Source organism: Alteromonas sp. McT4-15 (assembly GCF_020515205.1).
In the GTDB taxonomy this organism is placed as follows: domain Bacteria; phylum Pseudomonadota; class Gammaproteobacteria; order Enterobacterales; family Alteromonadaceae; genus Alteromonas.
On sequence record NZ_JAJALG010000002.1, the window covers coordinates 112,504 to 127,096 of the forward strand.

At 43.9% G+C, this 14,593-nt stretch carries 16 protein-coding genes; 11 read left to right on the forward strand and 5 right to left on the reverse strand.

All coding sequences use genetic code 11. The annotated features are described in order from the left end of the window. Positions 1–76: 76 nt before the first annotated feature. The 3 genes from LHL20_RS02315 to ampD form a co-directional block, all read right to left on the reverse strand. On the reverse strand, positions 77–823 hold the full coding sequence (locus LHL20_RS02315) for a GntR family transcriptional regulator (protein ID WP_226432103.1): 747 nt from the start codon (positions 821–823) through the stop codon (positions 77–79). 348 nt (positions 824–1,171) lie between these two features. Next, positions 1,172–2,041, reverse strand: coding sequence for a beta-lactamase regulator AmpE (ampE, locus tag LHL20_RS02320; RefSeq protein WP_226432104.1), 870 nt, complete (start codon positions 2,039–2,041; stop codon positions 1,172–1,174). A 3-nt stretch (positions 2,042–2,044) separates the two neighbouring features. Further along, the gene (gene ampD, locus LHL20_RS02325; protein WP_226432105.1) at positions 2,045–2,614 is read right to left on the reverse strand and encodes a 1,6-anhydro-N-acetylmuramyl-L-alanine amidase AmpD; all 570 of its coding nucleotides are present in this window, start codon (positions 2,612–2,614) and stop codon (positions 2,045–2,047) included. A gap of 132 nt (positions 2,615–2,746) precedes the next feature. Between ampD and LHL20_RS02330 the strand changes: the two genes are divergently transcribed. From LHL20_RS02330 to coaE, 6 genes are all read left to right on the forward strand, one after another. Continuing rightward, positions 2,747–3,265, forward strand: a complete 519-nt coding sequence (locus LHL20_RS02330) for a retropepsin-like aspartic protease family protein (RefSeq protein ID WP_226432106.1) — start codon at positions 2,747–2,749, stop codon at positions 3,263–3,265. A gap of 20 nt (positions 3,266–3,285) precedes the next feature. Next, positions 3,286–4,140, forward strand: a complete 855-nt coding sequence (nadC, locus tag LHL20_RS02335; RefSeq protein ID WP_226432107.1) for a carboxylating nicotinate-nucleotide diphosphorylase — start codon at positions 3,286–3,288, stop codon at positions 4,138–4,140. Between the two features lie 392 nt (positions 4,141–4,532). After that, positions 4,533–4,970 (forward strand): pilin, encoded by a 438-nt coding sequence (locus LHL20_RS02340; RefSeq protein WP_274741424.1) that lies wholly within the window; start codon positions 4,533–4,535, stop codon positions 4,968–4,970. A 92-nt stretch (positions 4,971–5,062) separates the two neighbouring features. Next, positions 5,063–6,271, forward strand: coding sequence for a type II secretion system F family protein (locus LHL20_RS02345; protein ID WP_226432108.1), 1,209 nt, complete (start codon positions 5,063–5,065; stop codon positions 6,269–6,271). Positions 6,272–6,318: 47 nt separating this feature from the next. Then, positions 6,319–7,230, forward strand: coding sequence for a prepilin peptidase (locus LHL20_RS02350; RefSeq protein WP_226432109.1), 912 nt, complete (start codon positions 6,319–6,321; stop codon positions 7,228–7,230). 42 nt (positions 7,231–7,272) lie between these two features. Further along, entirely contained in the window at positions 7,273–7,884 is a 612-nt protein-coding gene (coaE, locus tag LHL20_RS02355; RefSeq protein WP_226432110.1) for a dephospho-CoA kinase, read from the forward strand. Between the two features lie 82 nt (positions 7,885–7,966). On the opposite strand, the gene LHL20_RS02360 is transcribed toward coaE, so the two are convergent. Continuing rightward, complete coding sequence (locus LHL20_RS02360; protein ID WP_226432111.1) at positions 7,967–9,388, reverse strand: cytochrome-c peroxidase; 1,422 nt, start codon at positions 9,386–9,388, stop codon at positions 7,967–7,969. 253 nt (positions 9,389–9,641) lie between these two features. On the opposite strand from LHL20_RS02360, the gene LHL20_RS02365 reads away from it, so the two are divergent. The 3 genes from LHL20_RS02365 (at position 9,642) to yacG (ending at position 11,781) form a co-directional block, all read left to right on the forward strand. Further along, positions 9,642–10,520 (forward strand): substrate-binding periplasmic protein, encoded by an 879-nt coding sequence (locus tag LHL20_RS02365; RefSeq protein WP_226432112.1) that lies wholly within the window; start codon positions 9,642–9,644, stop codon positions 10,518–10,520. 228 nt (positions 10,521–10,748) lie between these two features. Beyond that, entirely contained in the window at positions 10,749–11,501 is a 753-nt protein-coding gene (zapD, locus tag LHL20_RS02370; protein ID WP_226432113.1) for a cell division protein ZapD, read from the forward strand. A gap of 52 nt (positions 11,502–11,553) precedes the next feature. After that, positions 11,554–11,781, forward strand: a complete 228-nt coding sequence (gene yacG / locus LHL20_RS02375) for a DNA gyrase inhibitor YacG (protein ID WP_159626843.1) — start codon at positions 11,554–11,556, stop codon at positions 11,779–11,781. A 73-nt stretch (positions 11,782–11,854) separates the two neighbouring features. Here yacG and LHL20_RS02380 read toward each other — a convergent pair whose 3' ends face one another. Next, the gene (locus LHL20_RS02380; RefSeq protein ID WP_226432114.1) at positions 11,855–12,277 is read right to left on the reverse strand and encodes a helix-turn-helix domain-containing protein; all 423 of its coding nucleotides are present in this window, start codon (positions 12,275–12,277) and stop codon (positions 11,855–11,857) included. Positions 12,278–12,363: 86 nt separating this feature from the next. Here LHL20_RS02380 and LHL20_RS02385 point away from each other — a divergent pair, with 86 nt between their 5' ends. After that, positions 12,364–13,602, forward strand: a complete 1,239-nt coding sequence (locus LHL20_RS02385; protein ID WP_226432115.1) for an NADH:flavin oxidoreductase/NADH oxidase family protein — start codon at positions 12,364–12,366, stop codon at positions 13,600–13,602. Between the two features lie 93 nt (positions 13,603–13,695). Next, positions 13,696–14,568 carry an aspartoacylase gene (locus LHL20_RS02390; protein ID WP_226432116.1) on the forward strand — a complete coding sequence of 291 codons (873 nt, stop codon included), beginning with the start codon at positions 13,696–13,698 and terminating at the stop codon, positions 14,566–14,568. The last annotated feature ends 25 nt before the right edge of the window (positions 14,569–14,593 follow it).

Consider the following 14,593-nt stretch of genomic DNA (forward strand, 5'->3'; position numbering starts at 1 on the left):
ACCTGCTTTTGCAGTGGCACAGGTAAAAACCCGACCGGCCTCTGCGAATGAATAGTTAAACAACAATGTTATTTAACTAAATTTCCAGTCGGCGCAGTGCACGTTGAACACGTGTATCGCGCTGATTTATTGTCAATAGCGTTTTTTCAATAAACGCCAGATGCGTATTACACGCTTGTCGTGCCGCTTCAGGGTCACGCGAGGCTATCGCATCTACAATTTCGCGACGCTGCTTGGCAATGTCTTCCACCGCTTCTGGATGTGCGGCCAGCATGTCTAAATTTCGTTCAATGTTGTCAACCAACATACTTTGCATAGTGCTCATTACATGCAGCAATACCATGTTGTGAGAAGCGCGTGCCATGATGATATAAAACTGCCCCAGCGCTTCTGCTTGAGCACGTTTACTCTCATCGGCTTTGGGCGTTGGCAAATCATTTAATGCTTGTTTCAACGCATCGTAATCTTCAGGCTGGCCACGCAATGCCGCGTAATACGCTGACATGCCTTCAAGCGCGTGACGGAACTCAAGCAAGTCGAACTGCGTTTCTGGACGCTGACTCACCAAATCCATCAATGGATCTTTCATTGCCGCATTTAGGTTGCGATTAACAAACGTACCGCCGCCTTGTTTTCGCTCAACTAAACCCCGCGCCTGTAAATTACCAATAGCTTCACGTAAAGAAGGACGAGACACATCAAATTCAAGCGCAAGCTCTCTCTCTGGTGGCAGCTTTTGACCAGCCAATAACGTACCGTCGAGTATCATCGACTCTAATTGTTCGGTAATTACATCAGAGAGTTTTTTTCGCTGCTGACGCATGCGCAGTATCTATCCTTCTTCTTAAACACTGGGTGATATCAACATTGTGAATGTAAAAAATAATCGGAGAAAATTTAAACATTCATAAAATTGGTAATACCATTTTACCTCTACAGTTTAAGGCAGATCGATTTCGAGGTAAATACTCTAGAGCATAGCAAAGCTTGCGCACTTTGCTTGCTGTTAAGGTTTATTATTGAATTTGTTAACAAAAATCAGCGCCCACCAACTGGTCTGATGAGGCCTATGCAGTATATATTGAGATGAAAGCGTCTGATCTATAAACAAATAATTTATAGACCAAACGTAGCTCTAGTAGATATGGTGATTAAATGTTAATAATAGTGGTTATGCGAGACTGCCAATTAGCGTAAGCGCTGAAGTAATTACCAGAAGAAAAATAACATTACGTTTAGCCAATTTTACTAATACTTTGGGTTCAACCGCTGCATTTTTAGCCTGCGCTTCGCGCTCTTCAGGTGTTAGCATTTCGGCTTTAGAGGAAATTTTAGTCAGTACGTCATAGGCCGAAATATCAAATTGCAACGCATGTTTGAGCCACTCGGGCAAAGCCCGTGAAAAATGTCCCATCATTAACATTCCGAACGCCGTAATTCGTACAGGAATGTAATCAAGCGCAAACATCAAACGCCCTGCGCTTTCCTTCAATGGGTGATTTTTACCGCACATTGCTTCGGTGGTACTGCGACTTAAGCTATAAAACAGTGCACCAGGTGCGCCAAATGCAATAAACCACAACATAACCGCGGCATAGTGCTGATAGTTAAGCCATGTCAGGTGCTGCCCAAAGCTTTTACCTTCGGTTGTGGCGGTACCGTCACTTTCGTTTGGCGTGCCACAATGCCCTAGCTGATCAGTGTACATACTGCACGCTTGCAGGTCGCCTCTATCAGCCGCATTTAAAAAACATTTATACGTTGCACGCAGTGCCGGGCAACCTACGCAAATAAATAAGACTAGGCTTTGCTCTATGAAGGTTAGAAACGCGCCTAATAGCCAGTATTCAATCACCCCAAGAATAATGGGCGGGAGCAACATGCTCACATATAAGTACGCTGACGAACTGTCTTCAGTGAGCCATTTATTGTTGACTAACAACTGGCGATACTTAGTGGCATAAGTCTCAATATGCCAGTGACTGTCTTTAGTGATAAGTCTCTCTAGGCTTAACACCAACAATAAACTCATTAACATCATATATTAGGCATGTCCTTGTTTAAGCACGCGTCGTAAACTGGTTCGATATCTAGGCCAGTCAAAAGCCTCGCCGGGATCAGTTTTTCTACCCGGTGCAATATCATTATGACCTACAATACGCCCTAAAGTGATCCGAGGATAGCGCTTAATTATAAATTCGCTCAATGATTTAAGTGATTCGTATTGCGCGTCGGTAAAAGGTAGCGTGTCAGTGCCTTCAAGTTCAATTCCAATTGAAAAGTCGTTACAACGTTGGCGACCTTGGAAAGAAGATAAACCCGCATGCCAGGCTCTTTTCTCAAAAGGAACAAACTGCTCTATCTCTCCTGTACGGTAAATTACGCAATGGGCAGATACGCGAAGACCTGCAATTTCCTTGTAAAACGGGTGCGCTTGGGGGTCAAGGTTACCTGTAAATAAATCTCTGATACCACTCGTGCCAAACTGAGAAGGAGGCAACGATATATTGTGGACAACCAATAAATCGATATTGTTAGGCTGCAACATAGCATCAAAGGGCCGCTCATCGAAATGCGGCGATTGGGTAAATGTGGCTTGATTGTAAAGCACCATAATAATTGATTTATTGAGTAATCATCTACATAGGTTAAAGTGTGACATCGCGATGCGTTTGATTGCAAGCCATTCGGATTGGATGCTATCACTTAAAAAAACAGGAAAACGCGTTACTGAGAAGGAAAAAGCATGAGTAATGAAAATGACACTGTCCAAAGCGCAGGTAAATGGATGGTCGCATTGGCTTGGATCTGCGGTTTTGGTCTGCTGGTGTTTGTATTTTCAGATTTGTTGGAAAAACAAGTAAACCCAAACAGTGAGCCTCAATCTGAGCGTATTGGTTCACAAACCGAAGTAAGACTTAAACAAAACCGTCAGGGACATTACGTCACTACGGGCTACATCAATAATGAAGAAGTCATATTTTTGGTTGATACTGGTGCCACTGATGTTGCGGTTCCTGCTCACTTGGCGAACAAACTGCAACTTCGCGCGGGACGAGAAGGTTTGGCCACCACCGCAAACGGCACGGTAAAAGTGGCAGAATCGAATATTGATACCCTGCGTATTGGCGATATTGTACTTCACAATGTTGATGCAAACTTGAATCCTGGCATGCAGGATGACCATATTTTGCTTGGAATGAGCGTTCTTCGCCAATTAGAGTTTACTCAGCGCGGAGATTGGTTAATATTGCGTACCCTTTAATACAGACGATAGCGATGAAGATGACATCACCAGACATGCAAGCGATACGAGAGCAAGTATCATCGGCACTTATCGAAGACCTAGGCGGTGAATTAAATGCCTCCAACGATATAACAGCGAACCTTATTGACGATAACGTTCAAGCGAAAGCGACGGTTATCACCAGAGAGTCGTGTGTGGTATGTGGAGTAGCTTGGGTAAATCAAGCGTTCGCACTTATTGACGAAACAGTGGCATTGCAATGGCATGTTGAAGACGGTGACAGCGTAGCACCAGACACGGTACTGCTTACGCTAGAAGGGTCTGCAAAAGCTATTCTCACCGCAGAGCGCACTGCGCTTAATTTCTTACAAACCCTATCGGGTACTGCCACTGTTACCGCGTTTTACGCGAACTTACTGGCTGATAGCAACACCAAAATTCTCGACACACGCAAAACGTTACCTGGGCTTCGTTACGCGCAAAAATACGCCGTGCGTTGTGGTGGTGGGCAAAACCACCGTGTAGGTTTGTTTGATGCATTTCTGATAAAAGAAAACCATATTTTCTCATGCGGCGGCATAGATAAAGCGGTTGAACGAGCCAAATCAATGATGCCAGGAAAACCTGTTGAAGTTGAAGTCGAAAATCTTAACGAGCTTGAACAAGCCATGAAGGCTGGCGCTGATATTGTCATGCTTGATAATTTTACCAACGAACAGATCCAACAGGCAGTAGCACTTAATAAAGGCCAATGTAAACTAGAAGTCTCTGGCAATATTACCGATGAGCGACTTAAGTCACTATCGCAGCTAGGGGTAGATTACATTTCTTCAGGCGCATTAACCAAGCACGTTCAAGCTATCGACTTGTCGTTGCGAATTAATTTGGCGTAATCGCGTACGAAGCTTAAAGGCAACTATCAATTATATTTAAAGGCCTTTTTGTGGGCCTTTTTTTGTTTTTGCGACCACACATTCAAGCCGTAATTCTACCTAAGGTAAGCGCGCGCTTTGCGCTTAATGTGTTGCCACTGTATAGTTAGTCATACGCTGCTAAGCTATTAAGTTATATACCAAAGTTCAATGAATACGCTCTGCACAAGGCATATTGAACGTGTCATACTGAGAAAGTAACACATAGGTATATTCCCTAATACTTGTCAGTTGCAATAAAAATTCTATACTGAGAATCAAGTACCAGGGGCGTACAAAAACGACTCGGGTATAAACGTCAATTTGAATTAGATTTAAACTTAACGTGTTATACACGTCCCGGAGATAAGACCATGATGACCATGAACGCTAAAAACCAAAAAGGTTTCACCCTAATCGAACTAATGATTGTTGTTGCAATCATCGGTATTCTTGCAGCAATCGCACTTCCTGCTTACCAAAACTACACGCAAAAAGCGAAGTTTACAGAAGTTTCTAACGCAACAGCGGCAGCAAAGACTGCAGTAGAAGTTTGTTATGCCTCTACGGCAAACCTAGCGCTTTGTGTTGGTGGTAATAATGGCGTTCCAGCAACTGTTGCAGCAGCAGACGCTGCAGGTGGCGTTCCCGCTATCGTTGGTGTAGACACAGATACAGCGGGTACAATAACAGCTACTGCGTACCCAAGCATGAGCATTCAGGGTGGTGCAGGTACATATACCCTAACGGCAGCTGAAAACGGTGGCCGCTTACTTTGGACGGTTACATGTGACCCTGCAGAGCTATGCTAATCGCATAGTCTGATATAGAAATAAATGTAAAAAGCCCAGTATCATACTGGGCTTTTTCGCTCTCAAGAGACACTTTATAGACGGAATTCGCAATGGCAAAAGCAGCAACTACATTTACTTGGCAAGGTAAAGATCGTCACGGTCAATCTCGCAAAGGTGAAATATCCGCTGTTTCGATTTCTGAAGCAAAGAACCTGCTTCGCCGCCAGGGTATCTCTGCCAATAAAGTTAAAAAACTCGCCACGCCTTTGTTTGGTGGTGGTCAAAAAATAACACCCGCAGACATATCCGTAATTTCTCGCCAAATTGCCACTATGTTGGCCGCCGGTGTTACCCTAATTCAATCACTTGAGATGATAGCGCAAGGTCATGCTAAGCAGAGCATGCGAAAGTTACTGGGTGAAATAACGGAAGAAGTAAAATCAGGTAACCCGTTATCTTCAGCCCTTAGAAAACACCCGCTTTACTTCGACGACTTGTATTGTGATTTGGTGTATACCGGTGAGCAGTCCGGTGCGCTTGAAACTATCTACGATAGAATAGCTACTTACAAAGAAAAAGCCGAAGCGTTAAAATCAAAAATTAAGAAAGCGATGTTTTACCCTATCGCGGTATTGGTCGTGGCTTTCATCGTTACCACCATACTACTGATTTTTGTTGTTCCTCAGTTTGAAGAGATCTTTAGTAGCTTTGGTGCAGAGTTACCTGCTTTTACACAATTCGTTCTAGGCATTTCGCGATTTGTCCAAGACTACGGCATCTTTATAGCCATCGGAATAGGTGCTGCCGGTTTTATGTTCATGCGAACCTATAAGCGCAGCCAAAAATTGCGCGACAGCGTTGATAGAAACATTCTTAAAATTCCGGTAGTGGGCGAAATACTTAAAAAAGCCAGTATAGCTCGCTTCACTCGTACACTAGCCACAACCTTTGCTGCAGGTGTTCCACTTATTGGGGCGTTAGAATCTGCTGCAGGCGCTTCAGGTAATGCAGTATATCGAGAGGCTATTTTATACATGCGAAAGGAAGTGGCTGGTGGTATGCCAATGCATGTTGCTATGCGCGCAACACAAGTATTTCCTGATATGGTCACACAAATGATAGCTATTGGTGAAGAGTCAGGCGCAGTCGACGAAATGCTCAGTAAAATTGCTACTATTTACGAAGCGGAAGTCGATGACATGGTAGATGGCTTAACCAGCTTACTAGAGCCTATGATCATGGCGGTATTAGGTGTGGTTATCGGCGGTTTGATCGTTGCTATGTATCTCCCTATTTTCCAAATGGGCGACGTGGTATAACTACGTCTTCCTCATTTTAAATACAATAAAAAAAGAACACGTTGCTCATGGATGTTTCATTCGCTCAGCACTTGGTTACATTACACCAGGTAGCGCCACTATTTTTCTATTCACTTATCTTTATTGTTAGCTTGATGGTTGGCAGCTTTTTAAATGTTGTAATCTACCGGTTACCAATCATGATGGAGCGTAGTTGGCAGCGTGAATACAATGACTATTTTGCCGAACAAGGTGACGAGCGAGTCACAACGGATCAAAAAGATAGCCAAGAAGCTCCCTTTAACCTTGTAAAACCAGACAGCACATGTCCGTCGTGTGGACATAAAATTCGCGCTTGGGAAAACATTCCTGTTATAAGTTACCTTTTCCTGAAAGGGAAGTGTGCGAAATGCAAAACCGGAATTTCACCACGTTATCCGGCAGTTGAGTTATTCACGGCTTTGGTGTGCACGTTTGCTGCTTACCATTTTGGCCCCACACCACAAGCCTTATGGGCGGTCCTATTCACCTATGCACTTATATCGTTACTGTTTATTGATTTAGACAAAATGCTGTTGCCCGATCAACTCACGCTTCCACTTCTTTGGTTGGGTTTAATACTCAGTACGCACAACGTTTTTGTCACTCCAACAGAGGCAATCATTGGTGCAGCTGCAGGCTACCTTAGTTTATGGTCTGTATATTGGTTGTTTAAACTTGTTACCGGCAAAGAAGGTATGGGCTATGGCGACTTTAAATTATTAGCCGCTTTAGGGGCTTTTACAGGCTGGCAAGGCTTGCCCGTTATTATCTTGCTTTCGTCTTTTGTGGGTGCGGTGGTTGGCATTGTAATCATGATTGTACAGAAACAAGGAAAGTCTCTGGCCATTCCATTTGGCCCTTACCTCGCGGTGGCTGGATGGTTAACCTTATTGTATAAAACCGATATCATTACCGCTTACTTAAATATGGTGTTGTAGGCCATTAGGCCGTTGCCCTTTTAGCGAGAAAGAGTGAAGCGAATGAGTGATAAATTTGTAGTGGGCCTTACAGGTGGTATTGGTAGTGGAAAATCAGCTGCAACTGCATTATTTCAAAAGCACAATATCGATATTATTGATGCGGATGAAGTTGCTCGGGATGTGGTTGCGATAGGCTCAGAGGGTCTTGCTAAAATTGCTGAACATTTCGGCAACGATGTACTGCTAGAAAACGGTAGCCTTAATCGCGCTGCACTGCGCGAACACGTTTTTCACAATGACGATGAAAAGCATTGGCTAAACGGTTTACTTCATCCCCTCATCCGCAATCAAATGATGACACTCATCGCAGAATCCAAAAGTCCCTACTGCATTTTATCGGTTCCACTATTGGTTGAAAATAATCTAACCGTAATGTGTAACAAGGTAGTCGTGGTAGATTGCCCTGAAGAAATGCAACTTGCACGCGCTGTACAGCGGGATGAAAGCACAGAGCAAACAATAAAGAACATTATGGCTTCACAAGCCACGCGCGAAACCCGACTAGCCGCAGCAGATTATGTTCTTGATAATAGCGCTAGCCTAGCGCACCTTGCTGCACAAGTTGAGACGCTGCATACCGCGCTACTAGAGCAATGTTCAGCGAGTATTTAACAAAAGGCCTACGACCAGATATCTGGCGCAGCGTCACTCGTCCATCTCTATATGAGGCGTCTAACGACGCCGCTTTTTCTAGTTAATTAGCACAATTTAAATCGAGCTTAGATTGCTCGTCTGCCACAGGAAAGCATGCGCCGGTAGGTGTAGCTGCAGGGACATACCGATACAAATCAGGGTCGTACAACCCCTCTTCAATGAAGGTAACCAAATCGTCAATCTCTTCATCTGTTAAGCCTAAAGGAATAAAACGCGCATCTAGTTGTTCAGTAGACAGACGCTTTTGTGCAACAGCCGTATTTTTGTACATAACTACTTGACGTACACTACTGAAACTTCCCCCATGACCAAACACATTGGTATCTTTCAAGTTATACAGTTGAGGTACTTTGAACTTAAAATCGTCTTCTACATTTCCTGTAAAGCCCCCGCGACCTTTAGCGTCGTTAACCGACACAGTGCCAGTCACACTAGGGCTTGATACGTCTAAATCAGCAAACCCCAGCGCCATAAACATTTCTTGCGCGCTAGCCCCAACAGGTGAGCTTAATGCGGGCCCTGTATGACAGCTTACGCAATTAGCTTTTCCAAAGAACAATAGCGCACCGCGTTTTTCTTGCTCAGTCATTGCTGAATCTTCGCCAGCTAACCATCGTTGGAAAGGAGCCTCATTCGCTAGAACCGTGCGCTCATACGCTGCCATAGCCAAACCAGCCTCTTCCAAATAATCGTTACTGCCTTCAGGAAATGCCGCTTCGAACATCAATCGATATTCCATATTATTTTGCAATACAGAGTCGTCAAACGTATTCATTCTATGCACTTTTGTACCTGCAATAGCCTGAGTTTCAAGGCCCGAAAAACCTCTTATATTCTCAAATTTTGGTGTTCCTTCTGGAGCGAGAACATGCTCCTCTAACGAAGCATTGACGGTACCACCTTCAGCATTACCAAACTGTCCATTCCACAGCATAACGTCTTGATACGCTGAATTTAATATACTGGGTGATGTAAAAGGTTGTACATCAGGTACGAAGGTCGGATCGGTGCTTTGACCATCAAAATTTGGCAAAAGGGTACGTGCTTCACCTGCAATACCAAATCCACTACCGCCCTCACCAATGCCTTGAAGAACGCCTGATTTAAAACCAGCAGCGACATGGTGACAACTTGCGCATGACCATGTATTGATTGTTGTGCTATTAACTCCTGCTGTTGCCATTTGAGTTTCGTGAAATAGCATCATTCCAAGAGCGACTTTTTCAGCAGTAATTGGGTTATTGATATCGGCAGGAATATTTTCATAATCCGTCGGTTCTGGAAGCATCAATGCTGTTACTCCGCCCTCTACAGCGACGTCAATTTGGGCAACGAGCTGTTCAGATAAACTTTGTGAATCTATCGAGGTTACATCGTCATTATTTGAGTCGCTGTTACAACCCAGTAACGCTGAAAGTAGCGTACTTAGTGTAAACACTCTGGCTAAGGTGTGCAGTCTCACGGTCTTATCTCTACTAAAACATTGTTAGAATTATTATTGAAATATAAGTATAACCCTTTTTTCGAAAGCGTTGAGCACATTAGCCACAACCGCTCTAGAAACCACACTACCTACATTAATTGTTTTATTCCATTTTCATAAGTAGCATTTGCGCTATATTATTAGAAGAAATGCCCATGAAATAACACATAAAAGTGGTGCTATTCATTTGGGCTAATTTTGAATTAAACCATTGTTTTTGCACTGTGATTGTATGCTACTGATAAACTACCCTCGCCATAAATATCGGCAACGCATCACCTTCTTGGGGCAAGGCTTTGTTAGCTATTTTGCTATTGTTGTTTTGGCTTTATTGCTCACTTGTGTCGTGAAGGCAGCCAGCGCTAATGGCCAAACACAAGTAGAAAAAGAATCTAATATTAACTATCACAAGCAAGCTGCTGAGAACACACTGTATTTCGATTTGGGTTTAGCATCTGGATGGGTGCCCTACCAGCGCTCTGCAGAGCCAGGAAAGCCAGGCGTTTATGCCGAACTCATGCAGAGTATTTCAGAGCGCAGTAACATTACTATTCGCCCAGTTCACCTTCCACCGAAGCGAGCAGAAAAAGCATTACAAACAGGCCTAGTGGATTTTGATTTTAATGTTCTAGAGTGGATGGAAGATGGTACGCCTGGAGCAGGTTTTGTTTTAAGTGAGCCTTTATACAAGGTTACTGAGTATGTGGTCACCACTAACGAACATACTGCCCTGTTTAAACAAAAATCTGATTACTACGGACACGCTATTGGCACGATTGCAGGCTATTTTTATTATGATGCAGATAAATTTACGCGGGTAGATTTTCTTTCTGAAGAAGCCTTAATTGAAGGCCTTGCGATGGGAAGATTCAAACTAATTATAATGGAAGAGCATGCAGCAAAATACTGGGCCAACGAGCACGATGTTGACATTGTACTTGCAGTTCAGCATACCAAAGGTCCTGTGAGAATGAGATTAAGACAAGAAAAGGCTCATTTATTACCTGAACTCAATCGTGCCATAAGCACACTAAAAAGCGATGGAACCATTCGACGTATTCTTGCCAGCCATGGCATTCAACAAGAGGTTTCCCTCTCTCACGAACGCTAGAATTGTTGTTTTACCACCCACTTTTCAAATTTGGTAACAGCGTCAAATTTCGCATATGGCATTGTCTCTTCTAGCCTTTCGGCCAGCAAAATTCGACTCCCCACTCACTTTTTGAAACTTTTTTGACCAAATAACGTCAAAACAACAGTTTGGTGGCCAAGTAAACTTGGCTTAAACGCAATCATGCATTAGGCTTTAGCTCTAAGTATATGTGTTTTAAGGGTATCCATGGGCAACGCTGTTTTCGAATTTCCACTAAAGGAAAAGGTACGTAACTACTTACGTGTTGAGCAGCTGCTTGGGCAACTTAAAATCTCAGCTAAGTCTGAGCATACACATTTGCAGCTTGTTTTTTTTCAACAACTCTTTGAATTGCTCGACCTTGTTGAGCGTTTGGACTTACGCTCAGATCTGACCAAAGACCTTGAAGCACACGAGAAAAACCTCGTGTATTGGTCGAAGCACCCTAAAATTGACAGTACAGCATTAGAACAAGCACTTAAAACGGTATTAACGTTACGTGAAAAGCTAAAAAGCGATCGCCGTTTTGGCAGTGCGTTAAAAGAAGATAAGTTACTTAGTGCTATTCGACAACGCTTTGCGATACCCGGTGGCGCGTGTAGCTTTGATTTGCCTAATCTACATTTTTGGCTACAGCAACCCCTTGAACAAAGACAGTTGGAAATAAACAATTGGCTGGAGACATTAGCACTCCTTGACGACGCTATTGCTGTCAGCTTGTCATTTATTCGGGAACGTGGGCAGTTTGTCGCTGTCACCGCCGAAAATGGTTTCTATCAAGGCGCAGCTGAAGATAAGAATGAACTCATTCGTGTTAGATGTAGTGTGGATGAAGGCTATTATCCGACGCTCAGCGGTAATAAATATCGCTATGCACTGCGCTTCATGCTTTTCACTCCCAATCAAAATGGTGGAAGTGCTGTCGAGAACCATGTTCAGTTTCAATTGGCAGCCTGCTAAAATACCCATATACCACGTAAGCCCTCGTCCACTGTTATCAACGGAGTTTCTAATGGAAGTTAAATGCCCTATTTGTACTAAAGCTGTTGTTTGGGGTCCAGAAAGTGAGTTCCGTCCTTTTTGCAGCAAGAAATGTCAGCTTATTGATTTAGGTGAGTGGGCAGCAGAAGACAGAAAAATTGCTGGGAAGCCTGCCGAAGATGCCACACCAAAACACATCGATATAGAAGAAATTGAAGCGATGCTTGCACAGCAACAAGAAGACTTTTTCAAGCATTGATCCACTGTGTTCAATAGTACTGAGTCTTTATTCTAATGAGGTTGCAATTAACGCATCAAGAGTCAGCCGTGCTTTAGACCTCTCGCACATTGTCCATATTAAGTCCCTCAAGTAAGCCATCAAGTTCACAGGCAGTCATACAATGGCCCGCTTTCCACAACTCCTCGAGGCGATGCATTAGATACACCATCTGTGACTTTTGACGTTCAAGCTTTGCCATAAGGTCATCAATATCTTGTTTTCGCTCGCGCAAGTGCCCCATAACTTGCTGGTGGTCCAAGCCTTCACCACTGGCAAATAGTCCCGGTAGATCGTCTAGGGAAAACCCTAGACTGGTGGCAAACTTGATCATCTTTAATCGCTCAATTGCGTGAGTATTGTATTGTCGATAACCCTTTGCGGTGCGCGCAGCAGGAGGCAACAATCCTTTTTGTTCGTAAAATCGAATAGTACTTGTAGGTAAATCAATGGCTTGCGCTAGTTGTCCAATACGCATGGTATTCGCTTAAAAAAATAACCTTGACCTTAAAGTTAACTTAAAGCTTATAGTGACATCAATGCACAGAAACGAAAGAGCAAACCATGTCATCAAATGTTTTTACCCCGTTTACTTTGCCCAATGGGCAAACCATTAAAAATCGGCTCGCAAAGGCCGCTATGGAAGAAAACATGGCTCAGGCCAATCAATTGCCAGGCGACGCACTTTTTCGGTTATATCGCGCCTGGGCTGAAGGTGGTATCGGCCTTGTCATTACCGGCAACGTTATGGTCGATCATTTAGCGATGACCGGCCCAGGAGGACTTGCACTTGAAGCTCGCACACCGCTAGCACCATTTCAGCAGTTAGCGAAGGAGGCCAAGCGCAATAATACGCGTTTGTGGATGCAGATAAACCATCCGGGTCGACAGGTCTTTGCCAAAATGGGAGGTAAGGTACTTTCTCCTTCTGACATTCCACTCAATATGGGTAAGCACTCTCACCTATTCGGTCAACCAAAAGCTATGACAGAAACCGAAATTAATGATGTGGTGAGTCGATTTGTTACTACGGCCTCACGGGCCAAACAAGCGGGTTATGACGGCGTTCAAATACATGCAGCACACGGATACTTACTCGCGCAATTTTTGTCTCCTCTGACAAACAAACGTAAAGATGAATGGGGTGGCAGTCTTGAAAACCGTGCTCGTCTGTTGCTCACCATTGTTCAGCAAGTGCGCGAGCAATGCGGCAAAGACTTTGATGTGGCTGTAAAGTTAAACTCAGCAGATTTTCAACGTGGCGGGTTTGACGTAGATGATGCCCGTGACGTTGTTGGCATGCTGGCACAGCACAATGTAGATCTTGTTGAGCTGTCCGGTGGAAGCTATGAGGCGCCAGCGATGCAAGGAAGAACAGCTGATGATAGAACACTCGCGCGAGAAGCGTATTTTTTAACTTTTGCTGAGCAAATAGCAAGTACCACGACCATTCCCATTATGACTACAGGAGGCATTCGTAAACTCGCAGTAGCACAGCAAGTGATTCAAAGTGGTGTAGATATGGTTGGTATTGCGTCTGCACTGGCATTAACCCCTGATCTACCTAACCAATGGCGAGCTTCGCCAGATACATTGGGTGTTATACCGGTTGTAGATTGGAAAGACAAAACACTTTCTGGCCTTGCGACTATGGCACAAGTAAAGCGCCAACTACGCCGTGTTGGAAACGGAAAACGGCCTTCTCAAAATACAAACCCAATAATTTCGCTGATACTCGATCAGTTGCGCAGTGCCAAACTTACCAAGCGATACCGCAAACAGTACGCCGATGAAGTACAATAAATGTATTCTCGGCAGTTGTAGACTGTTGTACTATCAAGCTAATCTCTCTTATGGCGATTAGCTCGTCGTTTTCTGCAGCACAAAGGAAAGTCCATGATTCAATCAATCGCGTTTGTTGGTGGTACCCACGGTAACGAAACCAGCGGTATTCAGTTAGTTAAAAACTGGCAAAAACATGGACTTCCCTCACGCTTTGATGCCTTAAATGTGTCACTTCACATTGCTAATCAAGCGGCACTAGAGGCTAATGTCCGTTTTATTGAAGAAGACTTAAACAGACAATTTACCTTTGCGGCACTGAGCGAGAACAAGTCGACTAAAGAAGCAAAATTAGCGCAAGTGCTGAATGAAAAATTTGGTCCTAAGGGTAAGTCGAAAACCGACTTGGTTGTAGACATTCACAACACGACAAGTCAAATGGGCGCTACGCTCATCATTCTGCAGGCCGATGACTTTCATATACAGCTAGCTCGCTATGTGAAGCAACATATGCCTGAAGCAAATATCTTGCTTGAAGATGAAAAGCCTTACCTTGAGCACGGCTACCTATGTACTACTGGTAAACGCGGGGTAATGATAGAAGTAGGCGGCCAGCCTCAGGGTGTGCTACGTGAAGACGTATACTTACTCACTCAAACTATGGCCGAAGTGATTCTTGCGTTCTGTGTTGCCTTCAACCAAGGTACTATTTCTAGTGACACATTACCGGCCTGTGAAGTATTTCGCTTGGGTGAAAACATATCATTTCCGTTAGATGAGAGTGGTCAACGCACGGCCATGATCCATCATGCGCTTCAGGATACTGATTTCGAGCCATTACTGCCGGGTATGCCGATGTTTAGAACGTTTGATGGACATGACATTGTGTGGGAAGGCGAAAGTGAAACCTACCCCCACTTTATTAATGAAGCGGCGTACTTCAAGTTAGACGTTGCCTTTGCAACTGCACAGCGTATTACCTTATAGACTGTAGGCAGTATTACTATTACCA